Genomic DNA, 23,069 nt, shown 5'->3' on the forward strand with positions numbered 1-23,069 from the left:
AGATTTCCTCTATTTGACCGCTTCACCTGTCCCCCCGCCCAACCGGGCAATTAGAACTCCTCTATCTGACCGCTTAACCTGTTCTCCGACCCAACCGGGCAATTAGAACCCTATTAACTTATCCGTTCATGGCACAAACACAGTCAAAAAGCTGACTGCCAAGCAGTCAGCTTCTCCTTTTCCCATCATGCCCCAAATCTTTTCCTGAGTGATCCTGCAGAGTTGGCAAATAGTTTGGTGCGGGATAGTGAGTATATAGTTAAGGCGGACCAGATAAAGACAAACGCTTGTAAGTGGTGCTTGGTAAAGTGCTCTCCGTATACAAGAACTCCTAATAATAGAGTGATTGTCGGCGCGATATATTGCAGCAATCCTAACATGGATAACGGAATCTTTTGCGCTCCTTTTGCAAAATACAGAAGCGGCAAGGCAGTCGCTGCTCCAGCTCCGACCAATAATAGATCAGTTGTTACAGAACCTGCAAATAACGCATGCTCCCCATTGAAAAATAAGAAAACCATATATGCAAACGCAAATGGGGTAACAACCAACGTTTCTAATGTTAAACCCACAGCAGAATCAACTTTAATCATTTTCTTCGCCAGTCCATATACCCCAAAGGAGAATGCTAATACAATCGAAATCCATGGAAACTTCCCGTACGATATTCCTAAAATCAATACCCCAACTCCAGCGATAATAAAGGAAACATACTGAGCAGGAGAAAGCTTCTCCTTTAAGAATATGACACCTAATAGAACACTGACTAACGGGTTAATATAATACCCAAGGCTAGCTTCAATCATATGATGATGATTCACAGCCCATATATAAATAAACCAGTTGGTACTAATTAATAAAGAAGCAATAATTAGTGCGTACATTTCTTTACGATTTTGCTTAAAACCTTTTAGAACGGAAATTAAATTCCTGATCTTTTTTGAAAAAAATAAAACTACCATCATAAATGCAAAGGACCAAAAGATACGATTGGCTAAAATATCTTCTGCGTTTACATGATCAAGTAGCTTCCAGTAAATCGGTAAAATTCCCCATAATAAATACGAAAGGCCCGCTTGAAACGCACCTGTTTTTATTTCATTTCTCTCCATGAGTACCCTCTATTCTTTCTAGACTCGAAACATTTACTTATTATAAGGGGTAAATTCAAATCATGCTATACATTTTTTGCAAAAAAAGAGAGAAGAACTTGGATTCTTCTCTCTGAAGTATTATTTAATTTTGACTAGCCAGCTCCTGCTCTTTCCTTCTTAACTCGACTCTGCGAATCTTTCCAGAGGTTGTTTTCGGCAGTTCTTTGATAAAGTCAATTTTCCGCGGATATTTATATGGAGCTGTTAACTCTTTGACATGGCTTTGAAGGGTGCTAATCAGCTCGGGATCCTTTTCATCTACCCCTTCTTTTAGAACAACAAACGCTTTTACGATACTCCCTCGTACTTCATCCGGACTTGCTACTACAGCGCATTCCTTCACAAAAGGATGCTTCACTAGAGCATCTTCTACTTCGAATGGCCCAATTGTATAACCAGAGCTGATAATAATATCATCGCCGCGACCTTCAAACCAGAAATACCCGTCTTCATCCTTTTTCGCTTTGTCACCAGTTATATAGTAGTTTCCACGAAACTGCATGGCAGTTCTTTCCGCGTCCTTGTAATAATTTTTAAATAAAGCTGGGGTTTCAACATGGACTGCAATATCACCAACCTCACCTATCTCACAAATCTCACCATATTCATTAATAATTTCCACATTATTTCCCGGGGTCGGTTTTCCCATCGATCCAGCCTTCAACGTCATCTCTTTTGTAATTCCTACTAGTAATGTATTCTCTGTTTGACCATATCCGTCACGAACATCAAGCCCGAAATGTTTTTTAAACGTGTCAATTACATTCCTATTTAAAGGCTCACCAGCAGATACCGCACTATGAAGATTGTTCAAATGATACTCATGAATATTTTCTACCTTAGCCATCAAACGGTATTCAGTCGGAGTACAGCATAGTACGCTAATTTTGTTATCTTGCAATAAGGTCAAGTATTTGCTTGGATCAAACTTACCATTGTAAACAAATCCAGTTGCCCCTGAGCCTAACACTGATAAAAATGGACTCCAAATCCACTTTTGCCATCCAGGTCCTGCCGTTGCCCATACACGATCTCCTTCCTCAATGCATAACCAGTTAGGAGCTGCTGTTCTCAGATGAGCATAAGCCCAGCCATGCGTGTGAACAACCCCTTTTGGATTACCTGTTGTTCCTGAAGTATAAGATAAGAATGCCATATCATCACTTCTAGTAGATGCTAATTCGAATTCTGTAGAAGCCACCATCATTTCATTTTCTAACGTCTTCCACCCATCCGCTTTTCCACCAATGACAAATCGAGGGATACCTTTACACTCTTCTATCTGATTAAATTGCTCAATATAAGGATAATAACTTACAACTGCCTTTACGTCTCCGTGTTGAATACGATATTGAAAGTCCTTTGTACGCAGCATTTCTGAGCTAGGAATAACAACGAGCCCAGCTTTAAGCGCTGCAATATATACTTCATAGGCTTCAATTAATCTAGGCACAACAATTAGAACAACAACACCTTGCTTTAAACCCTCAGAAAAGAAAACGTTCCCAATTTTATTTGCATTCAATAATAAATGTTGATACGTGATTTGTTTTTTACATCCCGACTCATCTTCCCAAATCAGGGCAACTCTTTCGTGATCGTCAGAAAATCTTTCCATTTCACTTACTAAATTATATTTTTCAGGTGCTAGTAAATCTTCTCGTTTCACTGCCTCTCCCCCTAAAATATTTTCTATGTAATGTCTCTGATGTCACACATGTAATTATACAAAATTATTTTAAAATTTAAAATTGTTTTATAATAAATAAAGAGGCACCCCATTTAAGGGAATGCCTCTGTAGCCATTTCTCTATTTAGTTGGAGTGATTATTGTCTTCCGCTCATAGATTGTTGAGCAAAAGAAACTAGGCGTTTTGTAATTTCTCCACCAACAGATCCGTTAGCACGAGAAGTTGTTTCAGCACCTAAGTTAACACCAAACTCAGTAGCGATTTCGTACTTCATTTGGTCGATAGCTTGTTGAGCACCAGCTACAAGTAATTGATTTGAATTGTTGTTGTTTGCCATGTGAATCACCTCCTTGTGAGTATAGAATGTGTCAAACACATGGCCTTCATTCAAATAATCACTTGGAAATTGTTCACAATTCCGTTAGAATAATTCTCCAAATACTTGATCCTTTTTATCGTCATCGGGTTTTATTTGAATGGTTTCAACTTTATCAACCGCTTCTTGTATCAACTGTTCAAAGTCTACAAAGCTTTCGTAATATTGAACTTTTTCAAGCTTTGGTTTTGTTTTCGGAGCGGCAGGCACAAAAACAGTACAGCAGTCTTCATAAGGTTGAATGGAGATATGATGGGTATCAATCGTTTTTGCGATATTAATTATTTCAGACTTATCCATAGTGATTAAAGGTCTTAAAATTGGTGTAGATGTAACATCATTAATCGCTAGCATACTTTCTAAGGTTTGACTTGCTACTTGGCCCAAGCTTTCCCCCGTAACGATGGCTAACCCTTCAAATTTGCGGCGAATTTCATCTGTTATCCGAAGCATCATCCGTCTTGTTGCCGTCATGGTATAGTTTTCTGGTATTTGCTTTTGAATAAGCTGTTGAATAGCCGTAAAAGGAACGATATGGAGAGTAAAGTACCCACCATTTAGTAATGACAACTTTTCTGCCAATTCAACTACCTTTTGTTTGGAACGCTCACTTGTAAAAGGCGGACTAAAGAAATGAACAGCCTCTATTTCTACCCCTCTTTTCATGGCCATATAGCCAGCAACAGGGCTATCAATTCCACCAGATAGCATCAACATGGCCTTCCCACTAGATCCGATAGGCATTCCACCTGCCCCCATAATCGTTTCGATTGAGAGATAAACAGCTTCTGTACGTACCTCAACCTGAACGTCAATGGTTGGATTTTTCACATCTACCTTTAGATCAGGGACATTTTGTAAAATGTGAGAACCAAGAGCATAATTTAGTTGCCCTGTATCAAGAGGATAGTCCTTATTCGCGCGTCTAGTTGAAATTTTAAAAGTATCTCCTACTTTATAGTTGTTTAAGAATAATTGTAACGCTGCTTCTTTAACTTCCTCGAGATCCAGGCTAGTCTTAATGACCGGACTAAAGGATTGAATGCCAGGAAGGATTTTTAACTTCTCGATAATTCCCTCACCATTTTCCCCATTTAACAAAATATACATACGGTCCCTAGTTGTCTCAATAATGATGTTAGGAAATTTGGTTAGTGCACGCTTTGCACTTCTTTTCAACTTTTCAACAAACTTCGTACGATTTCGTCCCTTTGTTGATATTTCACCGTACCTTATTAAAATTCGATCGTAATTCATTAGTGCATAACCTCTCTTAGTTCAGTAGCTGTTGTTTGTATAATAGAAACCGCCTTACTTGCCTCTTCAAGAGTGTTTTCATACGATAAACTCATTCGAATCGCACTTTCTGCGACCTCTTTTGAGACATTCATAGCCAATAGTGTATGGCTTATGGCCTTCTTTTTTGAAGAACATGCGCTTGTGGTCGAGACAATTAACCCTTTCTCTTCTAACGCATGTACAAATACTTCTCCTCTAAACCCTTTTACAGAGAAATTAATGATATGAGGAGCTTGCCCCTTGCTTGGAGTATGAATAACAATATCTTCAAGCGCTTGTAGTTCTTTAAGAAGATAACTTTGAACTTCGCTAATTTGACTTAATTTTGTTTTGTAACTTTGTAAAGTTAGTCTCAATGCTTTTGCCATTGAAACCGCTCCAGCAACATTCTCCGTCCCACTTCGGAGCTTCCATTCTTGATTTCCTCCAGAAAAAAGCGGAGAAATTTGGACCCCTTCACGGACGACTAACACGCCTGTTCCCTTTAAACCATGAAATTTGTGAGCGGATATCGAGCAGAGATCAATATGATATCTTTGAATATCGAGTGCTACTTTTCCAACGCCTTGTACATAATCCACATGAAATAATATTTTGGAATAGCCTTTTAGCATGTTGCCGATTTCTTTAATAGGCTGAATCGTACCTACCTCATTATTTACATGCATGATCGACACTAAGATCGTATCGTGACAGATGGCATCTTCTATATCGGAAATAGAAACTCTCCCTTCCGTATCCACTGGAACAACCGTTATTCGAAATCCTAATTCCTTCAGCTGTTGAAACGCCTCTCTAACGGATGCATGCTCAACCGCTGATGTAATAATATGTTTCCCTCTGTTTCGATACATAAGTGCAGTACCTTTAATTGCTAAGTTATTGCTCTCCGTACCTCCAGATGTAAAGTAAACCTCTCTCGGATTTACCTGTAAAAGCTCACCTATTTGTTTTCTAGCTTGCGCTAACAAGCTCTCCGCTTCTACACCTAATCGTTGAATAGATGAAGGATTCCCAAAAAATTCACTTGAAACTTTTACAAATGAATCCACAACTTCTGGAAATGGTTTGGTTGTTGCACTATTATCAAAATAAATCATGTATAAAACCCCTTTATCTTACCAATCACGGGTAAACTCAACTAATAATGTTATCATATAAATGACAATCAGGAAAACGAATAGGAAAAGACCGCTTCAAAAAAAGCGGTCTTTTCCATTTAAATTTATACCGTTTCTTGTAATAAAGCTTCAATTCGCTTTAATGCACCAGGCTCTACTTCCTCAATAGAGGTTGCAGCAACTTCCAGTGCTGCTTGATAATCATAGCTTCTAAAAGCCAGTTCCGCATCAACCAAAGCTTTTTGTACAGCCGGATAACTGCTTCTGTATCTATTGCCATACTGTATAACCTTTTCAGATAAGAGAACCGTTTCAATAAGCTGAGAGGTATGGTCGTATACTTTATCTACCGTCATAACAGCCACTTCTAAATATTTTTGAACGGTAGGTATATTTAACGGCTTTTCTTCTAGTTTTGTTTTTACATTTGAAATGCTTTCTCTCGCATCCTCTAATAAATATCGATACTCTTCTGGAAGACCTGGAATATTACTTTTATTTACAAGACGAATGCAATCAGCAATTTTTTTGGAAAGTTCAACTACTGTCTCACGTGCTGCAATTTCATCTTTTCTAAGTGTTTGTAGTTTTTCAGCGTATTCTTTTTGCTCTAGATTTAATTTTTCTAGTTCTTGCTTGAACTCGGCTAGCTCATCTTTTAGTATCGTAAGGGCCGTTTCATCAGCTACAATTTTGTGTTCTAATACTTCAAATCGTTTCATTAACTGAGCAAGTTTCTTTTCAAACTGCACTTGCCCTTCTACTTCACTGTCTTCAAGGTGATAACTTTGTTGTACTTCCTGCACTTCGAACTTTAGTACATTATTTTCTTCTTTTACTGCGAATAACATACTTCTCGTTGGGTCTTCGTTTTCAATAACAAACCGCTTGGCATTAACCTCTTGTTCCAATTGATCATAAATAACTTCCATCTTATCCTTTACATCATCTATTTTCTTTTGAAGTTCATCAATTTCGGTCTGTTCAATTAACTCTAAACATTCATTTACTTCTAAATGAAGTTTTTCTAACTCCTCTTCAAAATGAAGATGCTCGAGAGGGTATCCTTGATTTTGCATTTCACGGAATCCGTCTCTCAGATTCTCGATTTCTGAAGGAATACTTGATTGGCATTCTATAAGTAAATTTGGAATAGCATCCATCTTTTTGCTCAATTCATCTGTCTTTGACTGAATTAATAGCACAACCTCACGTGCTTGCAGATAATCGCCGTTTTCCGTTCTTTCCTCAAAATTAGTAAAACATGCTACTATTTCATCAAGAAGGACTTCTAACTTCGCTTCTGCACGGCCAAAATTATGACGGTGTGCAAGGAGAGTTTTGCGGCGCTCACGATACACCTCTTTTAACTCTTCAATTTCGATTCTATTTTTCTCTTCACTTCCAACCAATTCATTGATTTCATCAAGTAACTGTTGAATTTTATCTTCTGTTTCTCTTAAATGAGAATCAATGGCACGCTGTACCTGTTTGGCTTTATTAAAGCGGTAGCGATCAATGTATTCCTCTGCATCAAATAGATACTCTTCTACCTCTGGTAGTTGACTGGTTACAATGTCATCCCAATCATTTCTCCAGTTCTCAAATAGCTCTTCTGTTTCACCCGTCATATTTAGCTGTTTGACCTTCGACATTTCATCAAGGACTGGGCGATTCGTAATATCTATTTTCCAGTTCTCCAAACGGTCAATTTCTTTATAAAGCTTTTTTTTCATCATATATCCAATCACGTACAGAGCTAGTAAAAGAACTAAGCCCCCGATTATGTACTCCATGTTAAGCCCCCTGTTCTCATCCGAGCTACATTTATGTTATCTATATAAAGGTTCATATAAATGTATTTTCAATGCTCTTATGATACCATGTAAACGACATTTTTTGACTATTAATTTCAATTTTTTTGTACTAAAATTTATTTACAAACACTTTAACTACATTACATCTCTTTTTTCGACAAATACTGCAAGAATTATAAACTAGGAGGCATTCTCATTATGCGTGATGGTCATGTTCATTCAAAGTTTTGTCCCCATGGTTCAAAAGATGCTTTTCAAACTTATATTGAGCACGCAATGGAACTTGGTATTACCACCATTTCATTTACGGAACACGCACCTCTCCCTGCTGGCTTTACCGATCCAACCCCCCTTCAAGACAGCGCCATGAAAATGGAGGATTTACCGGCATATTTAGAGGAGCTAGCTATTCTAAGAGATAAATATAGAGGAAAAATCACCATACATACTGGTTTAGAAGTAGATTACATTGAGGGATTTGAAAAAGAAACAACAGAATTTCTAAACAAATACGGTCCTTTTCTGACTGATAGTATTTTGTCAGTCCATTTTTTAAAGCATGAAGGACAATATGATTGTTTAGATTATAGCCCTGACGTATTTGGTGATATGATTAAGCGCTATGGTGGGATAGAAAAAGTATATGAAGCCTACTATCGAACGCTTTTATTATCCATAAAGTCCAATCTAGGATCTCATAAGCCTAAGCGTATCGGACATATAACATTGGTGAATAAATTCCAAAAAAAATATCCTTGTCCAGTTAGCTTTAACAAGGAAATCCGAAATATTTTGTTAGAAGTGCAACAAAATAACTACGAGCTCGATTATAACGGAGCTGGAACAGCAAAGCCGTTATGCCTAGAACCTTATCCGCCAACAGCGATAGCTAACCAAGCCATTCAATTAAACATTCCTATGATATATGGATCTGACGCTCATCAAGCGAAGGAACTCCTTCAAGGATATGAGCAATTACTTAGAAGCTAAATCGATTCAAACACTAATTCCTTTGGATGGTGGGGAGTTAAAACTCCTTCAATCCAATTATTGATTTCACCAATATATTTCTGTGTAAAATAAGGTTCATGAGGAAAAACATGAAGAACCTCTGAGAGATAATGGGTATTTAAAAAAGGCATGGATAAAAGCGATTTGAGTTGGACAATAGTAAAAGAAACAGACACTTGTCTGAACTCTCCTGTTATTGTTCCTTCCTCAATAACAGCTTTAAAATAATACTTTTCCTTTGCAAAGTAGGTACTCATTATTTCTCTAACGGTTTGGGAATCAATGGACATTTCTCTTAAAATTAATCTTGTCAGCTGCATGTTCTCCGTGTGGTAATTAATAATGCTTTCAGCCATTTTCTGAAGTGTAGCCTTTGCTCCTTGGTCAATACATAAAAATGCTGATTCAAGCTCTGCAATGTACGATTCAAAATACTTTAGAAAACAATACTCAAGAAGACCATGTTTATTCTGGAAATAGTAGGAGATGTTAGAGACGTTGCTGTTTGCCTTTTGGGCAATATCTCGAATCGTTGTTCCTGAAAACCCCTTCGTGTTAAAAAGATAAATTGCTGCCTCGACAATGGAATCCTTTGAATTTTTCTTCATTTGAAACCACCTCCATCTCTTAATCACAGAAAAAAGCCTTATGTATAACATTCTTTATTCGACATTTCTTCTCCTGTATAAAAAACTCGACAAAGTCTCCTTATTTTCGCTAAAATATGATAATTACCTTTTGTTTGGAGGGAAGGAAATGTTTGAGGTAAAGAATTACGAAGGAACGAGAGAGCAAAATTATCGTCTATTAATAAAACAACTGAAGGCGCTTCTAGAAGGCGAAACGAATGCCATTGCCAATTTAAGTAATGCATCTTCTCTATTAAATCAATTTTTGTCTGACGTGAACTGGGTTGGTTTTTACTTAATGGATGAGGACAAAGAATTAGTACTAGGACCATTCCAAGGCCTGCCAGCATGTGTAAGAATTCCTCTTGGTAGAGGTGTATGCGGAACTAGTGCAAAAGAAAGAAAGACGATTTTAGTTGAGGATGTTCATCAATTTCCTGGTCATATAGCATGTGATGCAGCTTCCCAATCAGAAATTGTTGTTCCTATGATAAAAGAAGGACAACTTCTGGGAGTTCTAGATATAGATTCCCCTAGCAAAAACCGCTTCGACACACTAGATCAAAAAATGCTTGAGCTATTTGTTGAAGAATTAATTAAACACTTATAAAAAGAGGCAGATTAACTGCCTCTTTTTATATTAAAGTGCTCAATGCTTGATCCAAATCTTCCTGAATATCTTCCCATGCTTCTAACCCGACCGATAACCGTATTAAATTATCTTGTATCCCCATCTTTTCTCGTTCTTCCTTTGGTACAACGGAGTGAGTCATGGTTGCTGGGTGCTGTATTAAGGTTTCAGCATCACCAAGACTAACAGCAATCTTTATTAACTGTAACCGGTTCATGAACTTTTGTGCTTCTTCCACCCCTCCATGTAAAGTAAAAGAAAGCAATCCGCCTGCCTGACGCATTTGCTTTTTCATAATGGGAAAATCCGGATGTCTACTGTCCCCTGGGTAGAATACTTGATTCACAGCCCCATGCTCATTTAAAAACGAATAAATCTCCCTAGCATTCTCACAATGTCGATCCATTCTTACCGGCAAGGTTTTCAACCCTCTTAGTAATAACCATGCATCAAACGGGGAAATTATCCCTCCGATATCTTTTTGGGTAGTCATTGCCACTTCTTGGAGGAAATCACGCTTTCCAACAACGATACCAGCAATCACATCCCCATGCCCACATATATATTTGGTTGCACTATGAACGACAACATCGCAACCAAGCTCAAGAGGGGTCTGTAAATAAGGAGAACAAAACGTATTATCAACAACAACTGGAATCCCCTTTTCTTTCCCAACTGCTGCAACCATTTCTAGGTCAACAAGCTTCATCGTTGGATTGATTGGGGTTTCCACATAAATGCAAGTTGTTTCGGGCTTGATGGCTTGTAAAAGTTGTTCCTTTGATTCCATTTCTGAAAAAGTATATGTGATCTGATATTTATGATTTAGCATCTTAAGCAAACCAAAAGTACATCCGTATACACCTTGAGAACAAAGAACATGGTCACCTGCTTTTGTAAGAGAAACTAATACAGCAGACACGGCAGCCATTCCTGATCCAAATGCTAAAGCGGCTTCCCCTTTCTCAATCGCTGCCATTCTTTCTTCTAGTATAGAAACGGTTGGATTACCCAAACGGGAGTAAATATATCCTGACTCTTCTCCAGCAAACCTCTTTTCTCCTTGCTCTGCGTTTGCAAAGCAATAAGTAGATGTCTGAAAAATAGGAGGGACTAAGCTGCCTTCAAATAAACTAGCCTCATAGCCACGATGAATCACTTCTGTATCAATCCTAAACGTTTTTTTCTCTCCCATAAGCTCCTCCTTTACGCGTAAGCGCTTACATACTTGTCAAGGACTTTTCCTTACTAGCATATGTGATACCTACCCAATTGGAGAGTAAAAAGGAACTCAAAATTTGAGCCCCTTTTTCTTAAAATGAGTTTATCTTTTCTTGCACCACAACTCGATCCTTACCCGTATCCTTTGCCACATAAAGGGCAGTGTCCGCTCGCTTAAACAAGTTTGTAAAGTTATCTGGATTGTCCACATTCCAATAAGATACACCGCAGGAAATCGTTATTGATGGTTTAGATAATTCCCTTACTTTATCTACTAATCGGTTGGCGATACTTATTCCCACCTCAAGTGGAATACGAGGTAGATAAACAGCGAGCTCCTCTCCACCCCAACGGGCGCCAATATCACTTTCTCTAATATTACTTTTTATAATATCAGCTACTTGAATAAGGATCTCGTCCCCAACTTGGTGCCCATATTTATCATTAACACCTTTAAAATTATCAATATCAATTAATAGAAAGGTTCCTTGCTGATCTTCATCAAGTGATTCATGAACCCTTGTATCTAAATAATTTCTTGAATACAGCTTTGTTAGATGATCAGTAACAACCATTTTCTCTAATTCTTCTCTAAGCATGGAATTTGTAAAAGCTAAGGTAGAATGATGAATTAATGACTGCATTAACTTAAACGTCTCGAAAGAAAAGTGATAAGGATCCGAATGCATGACGAGAGCTAGACCCTTAATCAATCCTGATTGCACCATAGGAACCGCCATTATGGAACGAAAATTTTTTTCGTTATGGGCAAGGTTTAGATCTACATCACCAATAAAAATGGAATCATGTTCTTGTCTCAGTCTGTCGATTACATATTGAACGTATGCCGTGGAAGCTTCCGTTTCAAAAAACGGAGTCGAACCAGCTAATACACTAATGAGCTTTAGGTCGGGCGAAAGCAGCACAAAGCAAACTTCTTCTGCATCAAACGAATGTACAATTTGTTCCGTCATGTACGACATGGTTTCGGTCAATCGCAAATTAGAATTTAAACGATGAGAAGTCTCATTGATGAGTTGTAAATCAGCAATTAACCGTTTCGATTGCTGATAGAGCTGTGCATTTTCAAGTGCAGAACCAGCCGTATTTGCTAATAATTTGATAAACTCCACTTCGTTACTTGGAAACGTTAATGTGTCCGGAGCGATAACTTGAAGCACCCCGTATACACCTTGTTTTCCTTTTAAAGGTGCATAAAGAACAGATCGTCGTTCATTCAAGGAATCCTCCATTTGGATTGTACCAGTAACATAGGCTTCCATGGCTGCTATGTTTTCACTATCATATTCCAAATCCTTAATTGGCAGTTCGCTATGATTATCATTGTCATGAGAAAGCATTAAGTAGTACGTAAAACTCGGATAAACCTCCTGAAGCGTATAGATAATCTCACCTAACACAGCATCCATATCCATAGTAGAATGGAATTTTTCATTCACTCGAAATAGCTGTTTATAACGCTTCTCTTCCAGAACAATTTTATATAATTCTTGTGCCTTCTGAACAAATGACGAGCACACAACCGCTAATTGTTCAAACCAATCTTGATTAGAAAGGGTAATAGATGTTTGGTTCCCTTTTAAGCATAAAACACCTAAATTCCTCCCGGATCTTACAAGAGGAATAAGTACTTGGTAGTCCTTAAAGCTCATATCCGTTGGGGAAAAATCGATCGTTTTCAATGAGCTTAACCAGTCACTTGAATCATTAGATGTTGTAACTTCTATTAGGTTTTCGTTTGTAGAAACACCCATGGAAAATTGGTTTTTCCATGCATGACAAATGAACAAAGTCACTTCATCAAGCTCGAGCATTTTTTGAACCGTTTGAACCATTGTCTTTAATACATTTTGATAGTGAAAAACTCCCGACTCCGTGTCGATTAGATCAAAGAACTGACTTTTAAGTGTTTCAATTGACTTATCAGTAAGAAATCTCATTACGTCATCACCTAATACCTTAGCTGGTTTGAAACCATTTTGATCCCATCCCGCATGAAATATATATTAATTTTCTATTGTCGAAATTATTATCTCTTGATCAGTAATAACAAGCCATAGGGTATCGTCCTTTGATAAGGAAAATAGTTGGTTGATTCTACTCTCTCCCACATCCAATTGCTTGTCCCCCAATTGAAAGATCGTGCGTCCATCTTCTTTTATTGTGGTCAAGTTTGATTGTTCCCCAGAATTACGATCTCTATATTCAGTTGATCGTGTAGCAAGTTCAAAATCACTTGTGAAATAATTCCACTGCCCACCAATTTTCACCCATACACCTTTACTCTCTTTATCTAAAGAAATCATCGTTGGCTTTCCATCTAAGATGATTGCCCTTCTTGTCTGAAAATGATAGTTATCTTCTATTTGAACTTCATACTCGGCTAATATATAGTTGTTTTCTTGTTTTTTTGCTAAAACGATGATAGGATTATCTTCTTTACTTAGGCTTTGATGGAGGACTGTGACAAGTGGAGGATTAATTATTACTCTTTGTTTACTATATTTATAGTACAATACTCCTATTGTAAAACTTATACAAATAAAAAGCAAAAGATATCGCATTCTTCTTTCTTTCCTTGTTTCACGCACTTTAACCACTCTTTTTCATAATTAGATTATACCATATGAACTACCAACCATTAGATAATAACATATTCCTAAAAAATAAAATCCCCTTGACTTTCTATTAGTTTAAAACATATAATATTCTTTGTGTAAAATAGCGCAGCATATGTGAACGCCTTTATGAATACATTTTGTTCCTCAATAGAAGAATGATCTTCTAGGATGGGGTATCGGTAACCCTTGGGCTGCTAGGGCGAAGGTACATGAAAACAAAATGGTCATACTGCTTGTGAACACTACTGTTTTTATTTTACAACAAAATAAAAACACGAGGAGGAGTCATTCATGGCTCGTTATACTGGCCCAAGCTGGAAATTATCACGTCGTCTTGGAATCTCTCTAAGCGGTACTGGTAAAGAATTAGAAAAGCGTCCTTACGCTCCTGGACAACATGGTCCAAACCAACGCAAGAAGTTATCTGAATACGGTTTACAATTACAAGAGAAGCAAAAGCTTCGTCATATGTATGGAGTGACTGAGCGTCAATTCCGTAACTTATTTGACAAAGCTGGTAAGCTTTCTGGTAAGCACGGTGAAAACTTCATGGCTCTTTTAGAGTCACGTTTAGATAACGTAGTATACCGTTTAGGTCTTGCTCGTACTCGTCGTCAAGCTCGTCAGCTTGTTAACCACGGTCATATCTTAGTGAATGGAAGTCGCGTTGATATTCCATCATTCCGCGTATTACCTGGTCAAACAATCTCTTTACGTGAAAAATCACGTAATCTTGACATCGTTAAAGAAGCAGTTGAAGTGAACAACTTCGTACCTGATTTCTTAACTTTCGATGCTGACAAATTAGAAGGTACATTCACTCGCTTACCTGAGCGTTCTGAATTACCAGCTGAAATCAACGAAGCTCTTATCGTTGAATTCTACTCTCGTTAATAAAAAGAGATCCAGCAATTGTTTGCTGGATCTTTTTTATTATTCTGCTTTACTCTCTTTTAAATCCTCTGCTAACTGATCAATACTTTGTCTTACATTCCCTTTACCTGCGAAAGTCTCTAGCAGATTTTTCACATCAATTCCTGATGAAGCTTTTAATGTTTCTTGTAAAGAAGACATCAAGTTGGTTGCATAGCCTGTCACTTTATTTGCTCCGCCACCTTCACCACCACCTGTATCAACAACGGTGATTTTATCAATATTAGATAGTGGGCTAGCAATTTCCTTCGCGTATTCAGGAAGCATCCTTACAATCATATCCATAACAGCCGCTTGACCGTACATATCGAATGCCTCTGCAATCTTGCGCTTCGCTTCTGCCTCAGCCAAACCTTTCAAGCGAATGATTTCAGCTTCGGCTTCCCCTTGCGCTCGCTCTGACTCTGCTTTAGCAAGTCCGTCTAGACGTACTTTTTCAGCATCCGCTTTTGCCATTGCCTCGATCCGGTATTTATTCGCATCTGCTTCAGCAAGCTGTCTGGCTTTATCAGCAGCCGCCGCTTGTTCAACCGCATAACGATCAGCATCCGCTTTTTTCTTTACTTCCGAATCATATTGTCTTTCTCTACGCTGAATTTCTTTCTCTTCTAGTTCAATTTGCTTTTGACGCTCAATAATTTTAATTTGCATTTCATGCTCAGTAACCTCTTGCTTGGCTCTTGCTGTCTCAAGATCATATGCTTGGTCCGCCCGAGCTTTCGCAATATCTTGTTCACGGCGATACTCAGCAATTTTCATTTGGTTCACTTTTTCTGCCTCAGCAATTTCTGTAGCTCTTTCAAGTTCTGCCTTCTGTGCATCTTTGGCTGCTTCCGCTCGTTTAATTCGTGTTTCTTTTTCTGCCTCAGCAGTCGCTATGTCTGCATCTCTTTTTACCTGGGCAATTCTTGGCTTACCTAATGAATCCAAGTATCCATTTTTGTCTCTAACATCCTTGATCGTAAACGATACAATAACAAGTCCCATTTTTGCTAAGTCCTGCGAAGCCACTCTCTGTACTTCTTGAGAGAACTTATCACGATTCTTATAAATTTCTTCCACCGTCATTGACCCTAATATCGATCGTAAATGACCTTCAAGAACTTCCTTCGCTTCATTTTCCCGATCTTCCTTCGCTTTCCCTAAAAACTGTTCTGCAGCTGTCGCGATTTCTTCGATAGATCCTCCAATCTTAATAATCGCAACCCCATCAGCCATTACAGGAACCCCTTGCTCCGTATACACTTCAGGTGTCGTCACTTCTAGTTTGCTAGAAAGTAAGCTCAATGGTTCTGCTTGTTGGAATACTGGAAAAATAAATGCACCGCCACCTCGTATAATTTTAATACGATTTCCTGACTCATCTACATGAACATTTTTACTTCCTAAATAACTCCCTGTAACAATTAACGCTTCATCAGGTCCAGCTGTACGATATTTTGTAATAAATACGGCAATAAGTGCAATTAGTAAGAAGGCAACAATGCCCCCTACAATAAAAATGGGTAACATAGACATCTCTCCTTAAGTAAAGGTTCTTTTCTTAACTTTGTTGCTTTTTGGAACATAATTTTAATGATTGTGCTAAGTTTCTGCAGAAAACAGCTTGGATCTAATAAGAATAGAGCCTGCATACTAAATTATTTAGCGTAAAATAGCTATTTCCACGTTAAAATTGGCTTTAAGATTTTAACAACATTCTTTACGAAAACAGCCTAAGTAAAAAATAGCTTTTCTGTTTTCTCATAATGTGCAACATGCAGGACTCCATCCTTCACATCAATCACTAATACCTTTTGTCCTTCAGCAATTGCTTCATTCTCAAAACTTTTCGCTGGTTTTGAAATTGTTCCACTGCTGCTTTTTATCACGACCTCACCAAACCCGTCTTGTGGAATAGGGACAAGCACCATTCCTACTCTCCCTTTTAATGAATCTGAAGTATAAACGAGTGATTCCTCCGCAGAAGACATCGGAACTAGCACAAAGATATTTAATAGAGTATCTAATATAATTGCAATGACAATGGAGATAAAAAGAATCACCAAACTATTTAGCGACGTGATTAGCTCTAATAAATAACCAGATGCTGATAAAAACGTGAGAAATGCAAGAATTAATGTTGGATTCAAAAAATCAAGTGCTGCATCTGCAATATCGCCAAAAAAAATGTACAGAACCGTTAACGCACCAGAAACGATAAGTGTTGTCAGATAAACCGTCTGGATCGGAAAACCAAAGAGCTCCATTTAATCACCTCTTTTTTATTACTGAAATCTCCTTTCGTATGTAGTTAATAAGTAATACGAAAGTTGCAGGAAAAGGTTTCAAAAAATTTCCTATTGGTGGTTTGGGTATTGGTTAGTTCCTGAGAACGTTCTAGGTGAACAGCATAGCATCCTGCTGATCCCCCTTGAACGTCCTTCAATTCGCTTGATGAAAGACGTTAGCCACCTTCTGTTCTCCTCTAACATCTTTCATACGACTGATGAAAGACGTTAGCTAGCTTTTGTTCTTCTCTAACATCCTTCAGACGGCTGATGAAAGACGTTAGCCACCTTCTGTTCTTCTCTAACATCCTTCATACCGCTGATGAAAGACGTTAGCCACCTTCTGTTCTTCTCTAACATCCTTCATACGACTGATGAAAGACGTTAGCTAGCTTTTGTTCTTCTCTAACATCCTTCATACGACTGATGAAAGACGTTAGCTAGCTTTTGTTCTCCTCTAACATCTTTCATACGACTGATGAAAGACGTTAGCTAGCTTTTGTTCTACTCTAACATCTTTCATACGACTGATGAAAGACGTTAGCTAGCTTTTGTTCTTCTCTAACGTCTTTCATTCGCTTAATGAAGGACCTTCTTTCCGAACGTAACACCGTTCATAGCACTGTTAAACGACATTAATCCACCATTTACCCTTTCAAACGTCTATCATATCCACTATTCAAAAAAAGCCCATTGGTGAATCCCCACCATGTTCAAATTCTTTTTAAGAAACCTTCTTATCCTCTCTTTAGATACCGCTTCATTACACCAATAATAAAACTCATTAGTATTGATTTTTCGTTCTGGGAAAAGGAGCTTAAATACCTCTATAGTTCTAAGTAAAGCTTCTGATAGTTTTTCCTCTCCCCCACAATCACCACATATACATCTTTTCCCCTCAACAATCACTTCAAAAGAATTACATCTGTCACAGATCATTCCTTTCCGAACCTCATCATAACTATAGCTCGGCAATTGCTGATAGGGTGATTCAGTTAGATGAAGAGACTTTAATTTTTCCGCTAATAACTTGTGCTTTCCGTTTAATTTGGATGGAGTATTGTTTACCCTATTTAGGAATCGTTTAACTTGAGTTGGGAGAATAAGGGGTTTTCCAAGAGGAGCTTGAAACAAAGAGAATTCTGGGTTAATAAAAACGACCTTTCCGTTTATTGGAGAATGGTAGCCGAGGTGGTGAAGTAACTGTCGTAATAAAGTTTCACTCCTACTTAATTGAGGAAGAGGATTGGTCACTTCCTTTTTGTTTGTTAGATACAATTTGTCGTCTTCATAATAATAATCACCTTCAAAATTCTTGACCTCAAAAATATGAACAGTATCAGAAGTAATCATCAGTGCATCAATTTGAAAGACGGTGTGATTAATTTGAAGTAATAAATCGTTCAAAATCAAACACTCACACTTAAGCTTTTCTGTCATCGAATCAAAGAGTACCTCTCCGTCATATCCTTTTCTTAAGACCAAATAGTGCTGTTTGTCTTTTTCCGTTAAACTCATTCGTTTGTTTAAGGCATTTAGTATCAGCAACTCCGCTGATTCGCTTCGGGATTTGTATATCATTGTCCACATCCTTTCGTTTTTTAAATTATATTCTTGTTTTTATTGCCTCCCACAGACATGATTGTCTATTTTATTACAAATTAAATAAAGACCGCTTAAATAGCGGTCCCCACTTCATTAGTATTTAATTAAAAAGTACTTCTTCTTCCCTCGTCGAATAACAGTAAATTCTCCGTCAATGCGGTCTTTGTCGTCTAATGTATATTCGAGTTCACTTACACGAATTCCATTTACAGAAATAGCGCCATTTGTTACATCTTCACGTGCTTGACGCTTTGACTGAACAATTCCCGCATTTACAAGTAACTCAACAATGTTTAGGCTGCTGCCTTGCTCATAAGTAAATGAAGGTACATCCTTGAAACCTTGTTTAATTTCGCTACCTGTTAAGCTTTGAATATCACCACTAAATAAAGCAGAGGAAATTCGAATGGCTTGTTGTAATGCATCTTCACCATGAATCAAACGAGTCATTTCTTCACCTAAAGCTTTTTGTGCCTTACGAAGATGTGGCTCTTCTTGAACAGCTTTTTCAAGCTCTTCAATTTCTTCTTTAGATAAGAACGTAAAGAACTTCAGGTATTTCACAACATCTGCATCACTCGTGTTAATCCAGAACTGGTAAAACTCGTAAGGTGATGTTTTTTCTGAATCTAACCAAACGGCTCCACCTTCCGTTTTCCCGAATTTCGTTCCGTCAGCTTTTGTCACTAGAGGAATCGTTAAACCAAAAGCTTTTGAGCCTTCTGGTGACATCTTTCTTATCAACTCAAGACCAGTTGTGATATTTCCCCATTGGTCACTTCCACCAATTTGCATTCTACACTCATGATTTTTATGCAGGTAGTAGAAATCCATTGCTTGTAGAATCGTGTACGTAAATTCAGTGAAAGATATTCCCGTTTCTAAACGGGAGGAAATCGTATCCTTCGCTAACATGTAATTGACTCCCACGTGCTTTCCGAAATCACGTAAAAACGTAACGATATCCATGGAGCCAGCCCAATCATAGTTATTCACCATAACTGCCCCATTTTCGCCCTCAAATTTAAAGAGTCGGTTCAACTGTCCCTTAATTCCCTCTACATTTACCTGAACTTGTTCAAGTGTTTGCAACTTTCTCTCTTCACTTTTTCCACTCGGATCACCAATTAGACCTGTCGCTCCACCAACTAATACGATTGGTCGATGTCCCGCTTGTTGAAAACGTCTTAATGTTAAAAACGGTAATAAATGACCAATATGCATGCTATCAGCAGTTGGATCGACACCACAATATAACGAAATCTTTTCTTTATCTAAAACCTCTTTAATACCCTCTTCGTCTGTTTGCTGGTAAACAATCCCTCGCCACTGTAAGTCCTGTAATAAATCCATACAAAGATCCTCCTTATTTGTGAGAAAAATAAAAAAGCCCCTCCGAATCAAAGATTCGAAGGGACGATTAATTTTATCGCGGTACCACCCAACTTGAGGAACAGAAAGCTCCTCCACTTAAAAAGATAACGGAATAACCGTTTACTGCTATAACTGACTTTAATTACAGGTTCACAGTAAATGCTCAGGGAGGTAATTCGATATTCTACTTGTACTGACTCGCATCAACCGTCAGCTTTCTTTAACAGAGATAGAACAGCTACTCATTCCCGTCAAGGCAAAATATTTAGGTGTTAATAGCATTTTTAACATAAAGAGACCTTTATTGTCAATCCAATTTTAGGTAATTTATCATAAAACGACAGGATTCCCCTTTCTGATAGCCTTTTTGTGGTATAATATAACTTGATTTTAGGGGGAATGTTGCCAATGAATGAAGAACGTAATTGGAAAGAAAAACTGAGGACATTGCTTCAACTTTTTACAAATAAAAAAACAGTAAAAGGTGCGAGCATTACCTATCAAGTAGTTTGGAACCTGACCTTAATATTACTTATTATTATTCTACTTGGTGGGGCGTTTGCAGGTGGTGTTGGAGCAGGCTACTTCGCATCATTGACAAAAAACGAACCTATCCGATCTTACGAAAGTATGAAGAAAGATATATACAACTATGAAGAAACATCAAATCTTTATTTTGCAAATGATGTATACCTCGGGAAGCTTCGAACGGATTTAGAGAGAGAAGAAGTAAAATTAGAGGAAGTGTCCGACTATTTGATAAAAGCAGTCGTTGCAACAGAGGACGAATACTTTTATGAACATGACGGAGTAGTTCCCAAGGCAATTCTACGCGCACTTTTCCAAGAGGTAACAAACTCCTCTGTCCAGTCTGGAGGAAGCACGTTAACGCAGCAGCTTATTAAAAATCAAATCCTTACAAATGAAATTTCTTTTGAGCGTAAAGCGAAAGAAATTCTTCTTGCTCTACGTCTGGAAAAGTTTTTTGACAAAAAAGAAATTTTGGAAGCGTATTTAAATGTATCGACCTTTGGTAGAAATTCCTCTGGGAGAAATATTGCAGGGGTTGAGTCAGCTGCAAAGGGACTATTCGGTATTAGCGCAAAGGAATTATCACTCCCGCAGGCAGCCTTCATCGCTGGTTTGCCGCAAAGTCCTTTCGGCTACACTCCTTTTACCAATAAAGGAGAACTAAAAAAGAACCTTGAGCCAGGGTTAACAAGAATGAAAACCGTGTTGCAAAGGATGTACCAAAATAAATCGATTACAAAAGACCAATATGACGAAGCATTAACCTATGACGTGACAAAGGATCTTATCCCAGCTGGGACAAGCTCTATTGAGCAATATCCGTGGGTTACCTTTGAAATTGAAAAAAGAGCCATAGACATACTTGCAAAAATCCTTGCCGAAAAAGATGGTTATACAGAAGAAGACTTACAAAATGACAATGCTTTGCTTGAAGAATATCAAACATTGGCAGACAGAGACATTCGTCGTAACGGGTATGAAATTCACTCCACAATCGATAAGAACCTTTATGACGCCATGGATAAGGTGAAGAATGAGTATCAAAACTATGGTCCGGACAAGGCTGAAACAGTAATAGACCCCGAAACAGGGGAAGAAGTGACCATTATGGAACCTGTCCAAGTAGGTGCGATTCTTATTGAAAACAAAACGGGTAAGATTTTGAGTTTCGTAGGGGGTAGAGAGTATTCTGAAGACTCGCAGCTCAATCATGCTACAAATGCGATCCGTCAAAATGGGTCAACCATGAAGCCTTTGCTTGTTTATGCTCCTGCTTTTGAGCTTGGGAAGGCATCACCAGGTACGATTTTACCTGACGTACCACTACATTTAGCACCAGGCATTAACCGTCCTTGGCCAAGTAACTACACCAAAACTTATAGCGGACTGGTTACAGCTAGATATGCTCTAGCTAAATCATTTAACGTTCCTGCTGTTAAACTTTACAAAGATATTATTGGTCAGAGACCAGCAGAATACTTAAAAAAGATGGGATTCTCTTCATTAACTCCTGGGGATTATGAACAATTATCAACAGCTATTGGATCATTAGATAATGGAGTTACTGTTGAAGAAAACACCAATGCATTCGGTACCTTTGCTAACAGTGGGCAATTTATTGATGCATATATGATTGAAAAAATCGTTGATAAAGACGGAAATATTCTTTACCAACATGAAGTAAAACCGGTAGAAGTATTCAGTCCACAAACTGCTTACCTCACAATAGATATGATGCGTGATGTAATCAATTCAGGAACAGCTACTTCCGTTAAAAGTAGACTGAAATTTTCTTCTGATTGGGCTGGAAAAACTGGAACTGGAACAGATTTCCACGATGCTTGGTTCGTAGCTGTAAATCCAAATGTTTCGTTTGGTATTTGGAATGGGTATGATACACCAAAATCTCTAAAATCATCTGGTCTCAATTATAGCTTACGAAATACCTATTTATGGGCTGATCTCATGAATGCAGCTTATGATGTAAATCCAGCTTTAGTTGACCCTGCCGAAAGCTTTAACATGCCTGGTGGAATTGTGAGACGTTCATTCTGTGGTATTTCTGGTTTGCTCCCTTCAGATGCATGTTCAAAGGCTGGCTTAGTTCAAACCGACTTATTTAATGCGAAATACGTACCGACGACGGTTGATGACAGCTTAGTCCAAGGAAAATACGTTACCATCGGTGATAAAAAGTATTTAGCACTAGATTCAACTCCAGCTGAATTTGCTCAAACTGGAATGATATTAAACCCTGATTATATTGAAAAACTGTTTGGAATTAAGACAGGAGTTCAAAATCTGATTCCGAAAAAGAATAATAGCAATTGGGCAAATATTCTTCTTCCAGATGATAAACTCTCAGACAATGGAAAGGCACCATCTCCTTTATCAATAGGTGTCAATGGCAATCAAATTACTTGGGGTTCTCACCCTGAAAATGATATTGTTGGATATCGTGTGTATTTGAATGGAAATAAAGTTGCTAGTATTAAAACCGGCTCTGCCCTTTCTTTTAGTGGTGGAAATGGGAAGTATTATGTAACCGCGGTTGACATTGCAGGACAAGAATCAGCACCTTCGAATGAGGCAGTAGTCGGGCCAAAGGAAGAGGAAAAGCCTGCTGAACCACCAGCAACAGACCCTGGAACTGGAACAGACCCTGGTACAGGCGGTGAAACCGGATCAGGAAACGGAAATGGAAATGGAAACGAGACAAATCCTGGAAACAACGGTGGTAATGGTTCAAACGGATAACAAAAAA

General features: G+C 38.1%; 18 protein-coding genes and 1 other annotated feature. Of the genes, 4 read left to right on the forward strand and 14 right to left on the reverse strand.

The annotated features are described in order from the left end of the window. Positions 1 to 185: 185 nt before the first annotated feature. The 6 genes from rarD to ezrA all read right to left on the reverse strand — a co-directional run bounded on the left by rarD (position 186) and on the right by ezrA (position 7,437). Positions 186 to 1,112, reverse strand: coding sequence for an EamA family transporter RarD (gene rarD / locus MKX65_RS18115; protein ID WP_340904904.1), 927 nt, complete (start codon positions 1,110 to 1,112; stop codon positions 186 to 188). A 124-nt stretch (positions 1,113 to 1,236) separates the two neighbouring features. Next, positions 1,237 to 2,823 (reverse strand): acyl-CoA synthetase MbcS, encoded by a 1,587-nt coding sequence (mbcS, locus tag MKX65_RS18120; protein WP_340904905.1) that lies wholly within the window; start codon positions 2,821 to 2,823, stop codon positions 1,237 to 1,239. 158 nt (positions 2,824 to 2,981) lie between these two features. Further along, positions 2,982 to 3,182, reverse strand: coding sequence for an alpha/beta-type small acid-soluble spore protein (locus MKX65_RS18125; protein ID WP_119709401.1), 201 nt, complete (start codon positions 3,180 to 3,182; stop codon positions 2,982 to 2,984). An 84-nt stretch (positions 3,183 to 3,266) separates the two neighbouring features. Then, positions 3,267 to 4,478, reverse strand: a complete 1,212-nt coding sequence (thiI, locus tag MKX65_RS18130; protein ID WP_340904907.1) for a tRNA uracil 4-sulfurtransferase ThiI — start codon at positions 4,476 to 4,478, stop codon at positions 3,267 to 3,269. Then, on the reverse strand, positions 4,478 to 5,620 hold the full coding sequence (locus MKX65_RS18135; RefSeq protein WP_340904908.1) for a cysteine desulfurase family protein: 1,143 nt from the start codon (positions 5,618 to 5,620) through the stop codon (positions 4,478 to 4,480). The genes thiI and MKX65_RS18135 overlap by 1 nt, the downstream gene beginning before the upstream one ends. 125 nt (positions 5,621 to 5,745) lie before the next feature. Then, entirely contained in the window at positions 5,746 to 7,437 is a 1,692-nt protein-coding gene (ezrA, locus tag MKX65_RS18140; protein WP_340904909.1) for a septation ring formation regulator EzrA, read from the reverse strand. A gap of 219 nt (positions 7,438 to 7,656) precedes the next feature. Here ezrA and hisJ point away from each other — a divergent pair, with 219 nt between their 5' ends. Then, entirely contained in the window at positions 7,657 to 8,448 is a 792-nt protein-coding gene (hisJ, locus tag MKX65_RS18145; RefSeq protein WP_340904910.1) for a histidinol-phosphatase HisJ, read from the forward strand. Here the strand turns inward: hisJ and refZ are convergent. After that, positions 8,445 to 9,077 carry a forespore capture DNA-binding protein RefZ gene (gene refZ / locus MKX65_RS18150; protein WP_340904911.1) on the reverse strand — a complete coding sequence of 211 codons (633 nt, stop codon included), beginning with the start codon at positions 9,075 to 9,077 and terminating at the stop codon, positions 8,445 to 8,447. The two genes, hisJ and refZ, sit on opposite strands and share 4 nt — an antisense overlap. 148 nt (positions 9,078 to 9,225) lie before the next feature. Here refZ and MKX65_RS18155 point away from each other — a divergent pair, with 148 nt between their 5' ends. Continuing rightward, positions 9,226 to 9,708: a GAF domain-containing protein gene (locus MKX65_RS18155; RefSeq protein ID WP_160546984.1), complete on the forward strand. Its 483-nt coding sequence runs from the start codon at positions 9,226 to 9,228 to the stop codon at positions 9,706 to 9,708. A 25-nt stretch (positions 9,709 to 9,733) separates the two neighbouring features. Here MKX65_RS18155 and megL read toward each other — a convergent pair whose 3' ends face one another. The 3 genes from megL to MKX65_RS18170 form a co-directional block, all read right to left on the reverse strand. Beyond that, on the reverse strand, positions 9,734 to 10,924 hold the full coding sequence (megL, locus tag MKX65_RS18160) for a methionine gamma-lyase (RefSeq protein ID WP_160546983.1): 1,191 nt from the start codon (positions 10,922 to 10,924) through the stop codon (positions 9,734 to 9,736). Between the two features lie 118 nt (positions 10,925 to 11,042). Beyond that, entirely contained in the window at positions 11,043 to 12,911 is a 1,869-nt protein-coding gene (locus MKX65_RS18165) for a sensor domain-containing diguanylate cyclase (protein WP_340904912.1), read from the reverse strand. Positions 12,912 to 12,977: 66 nt separating this feature from the next. Then, the gene (locus MKX65_RS18170; protein WP_340904913.1) at positions 12,978 to 13,562 is read right to left on the reverse strand and encodes a hypothetical protein; all 585 of its coding nucleotides are present in this window, start codon (positions 13,560 to 13,562) and stop codon (positions 12,978 to 12,980) included. Between the two features lie 321 nt (positions 13,563 to 13,883). Between MKX65_RS18170 and rpsD the strand changes: the two genes are divergently transcribed. Next, a complete protein-coding gene (gene rpsD, locus MKX65_RS18175) occupies positions 13,884 to 14,486 on the forward strand; it encodes a 30S ribosomal protein S4 (protein ID WP_160546980.1) in 603 nt (200 codons plus the stop codon). A gap of 39 nt (positions 14,487 to 14,525) precedes the next feature. On the opposite strand, the gene MKX65_RS18180 is transcribed toward rpsD, so the two are convergent. The 4 genes from MKX65_RS18180 to tyrS all read right to left on the reverse strand — a co-directional run bounded on the left by MKX65_RS18180 (position 14,526) and on the right by tyrS (position 19,753). Next, positions 14,526 to 16,037, reverse strand: a complete 1,512-nt coding sequence (locus tag MKX65_RS18180; protein ID WP_445677924.1) for an SPFH domain-containing protein — start codon at positions 16,035 to 16,037, stop codon at positions 14,526 to 14,528. A gap of 203 nt (positions 16,038 to 16,240) precedes the next feature. Further along, positions 16,241 to 16,774 carry an NfeD family protein gene (locus tag MKX65_RS18185; protein ID WP_340904915.1) on the reverse strand — a complete coding sequence of 178 codons (534 nt, stop codon included), beginning with the start codon at positions 16,772 to 16,774 and terminating at the stop codon, positions 16,241 to 16,243. Positions 16,775 to 17,470: 696 nt separating this feature from the next. Next, positions 17,471 to 18,376, reverse strand: a complete 906-nt coding sequence (locus MKX65_RS18190) for a nuclease-related domain-containing protein (protein WP_340904917.1) — start codon at positions 18,374 to 18,376, stop codon at positions 17,471 to 17,473. Positions 18,377 to 18,493: 117 nt separating this feature from the next. Beyond that, positions 18,494 to 19,753: a tyrosine--tRNA ligase gene (gene tyrS, locus MKX65_RS18195; protein ID WP_340904919.1), complete on the reverse strand. Its 1,260-nt coding sequence runs from the start codon at positions 19,751 to 19,753 to the stop codon at positions 18,494 to 18,496. Between the two features lie 56 nt (positions 19,754 to 19,809). Next, positions 19,810 to 20,038: a binding site (T-box leader), on the reverse strand. A gap of 144 nt (positions 20,039 to 20,182) precedes the next feature. Between tyrS and MKX65_RS18200 the strand changes: the two genes are divergently transcribed. Continuing rightward, positions 20,183 to 23,062, forward strand: coding sequence for a transglycosylase domain-containing protein (locus MKX65_RS18200; protein WP_340904920.1), 2,880 nt, complete (start codon positions 20,183 to 20,185; stop codon positions 23,060 to 23,062). Positions 23,063 to 23,069 lie beyond the last annotated feature (7 nt).

Source organism: Robertmurraya sp. FSL R5-0851 (genome assembly GCF_038002965.1).
Classification (GTDB): Bacteria; Bacillota; Bacilli; order Bacillales; family Cytobacillaceae; genus Robertmurraya_A; species Robertmurraya_A beringensis.

What these genes read in the sequence shown, in the direction of transcription:
- hisJ (WP_340904910.1), top strand. Translation starts at nt 7,657, where the DNA reads ATGCGTGATGGTCATGTTCATTCAAAGTTTTGTCCCCATGGTTCAAAA.
- megL (WP_160546983.1), bottom strand. Translation starts at nt 10,924, where the DNA reads ATGGGAGAGAAAAAAACGTTTAGGATTGATACAGAAGTGATTCATCGT.
- MKX65_RS18135 (WP_340904908.1), bottom strand. Translation starts at nt 5,620, where the DNA reads ATGATTTATTTTGATAATAGTGCAACAACCAAACCATTTCCAGAAGTT.
- tyrS (WP_340904919.1), bottom strand. Translation starts at nt 19,753, where the DNA reads ATGGATTTATTACAGGACTTACAGTGGCGAGGGATTGTTTACCAGCAA.
- MKX65_RS18185 (WP_340904915.1), bottom strand. Translation starts at nt 16,774, where the DNA reads ATGGAGCTCTTTGGTTTTCCGATCCAGACGGTTTATCTGACAACACTT.
- rpsD (WP_160546980.1), top strand. Translation starts at nt 13,884, where the DNA reads ATGGCTCGTTATACTGGCCCAAGCTGGAAATTATCACGTCGTCTTGGA.
- refZ (WP_340904911.1), bottom strand. Translation starts at nt 9,077, where the DNA reads ATGAAGAAAAATTCAAAGGATTCCATTGTCGAGGCAGCAATTTATCTT.
- ezrA (WP_340904909.1), bottom strand. Translation starts at nt 7,437, where the DNA reads ATGGAGTACATAATCGGGGGCTTAGTTCTTTTACTAGCTCTGTACGTG.
- MKX65_RS18155 (WP_160546984.1), top strand. Translation starts at nt 9,226, where the DNA reads ATGTTTGAGGTAAAGAATTACGAAGGAACGAGAGAGCAAAATTATCGT.
- MKX65_RS18190 (WP_340904917.1), bottom strand. Translation starts at nt 18,376, where the DNA reads ATGATATACAAATCCCGAAGCGAATCAGCGGAGTTGCTGATACTAAAT.
- MKX65_RS18165 (WP_340904912.1), bottom strand. Translation starts at nt 12,911, where the DNA reads ATGAGATTTCTTACTGATAAGTCAATTGAAACACTTAAAAGTCAGTTC.
- MKX65_RS18200 (WP_340904920.1), top strand. Translation starts at nt 20,183, where the DNA reads ATGAATGAAGAACGTAATTGGAAAGAAAAACTGAGGACATTGCTTCAA.
- thiI (WP_340904907.1), bottom strand. Translation starts at nt 4,478, where the DNA reads ATGAATTACGATCGAATTTTAATAAGGTACGGTGAAATATCAACAAAG.
- MKX65_RS18125 (WP_119709401.1), bottom strand. Translation starts at nt 3,182, where the DNA reads ATGGCAAACAACAACAATTCAAATCAATTACTTGTAGCTGGTGCTCAA.
- rarD (WP_340904904.1), bottom strand. Translation starts at nt 1,112, where the DNA reads ATGGAGAGAAATGAAATAAAAACAGGTGCGTTTCAAGCGGGCCTTTCG.
- MKX65_RS18180 (WP_445677924.1), bottom strand. Translation starts at nt 16,037, where the DNA reads ATGTTACCCATTTTTATTGTAGGGGGCATTGTTGCCTTCTTACTAATT.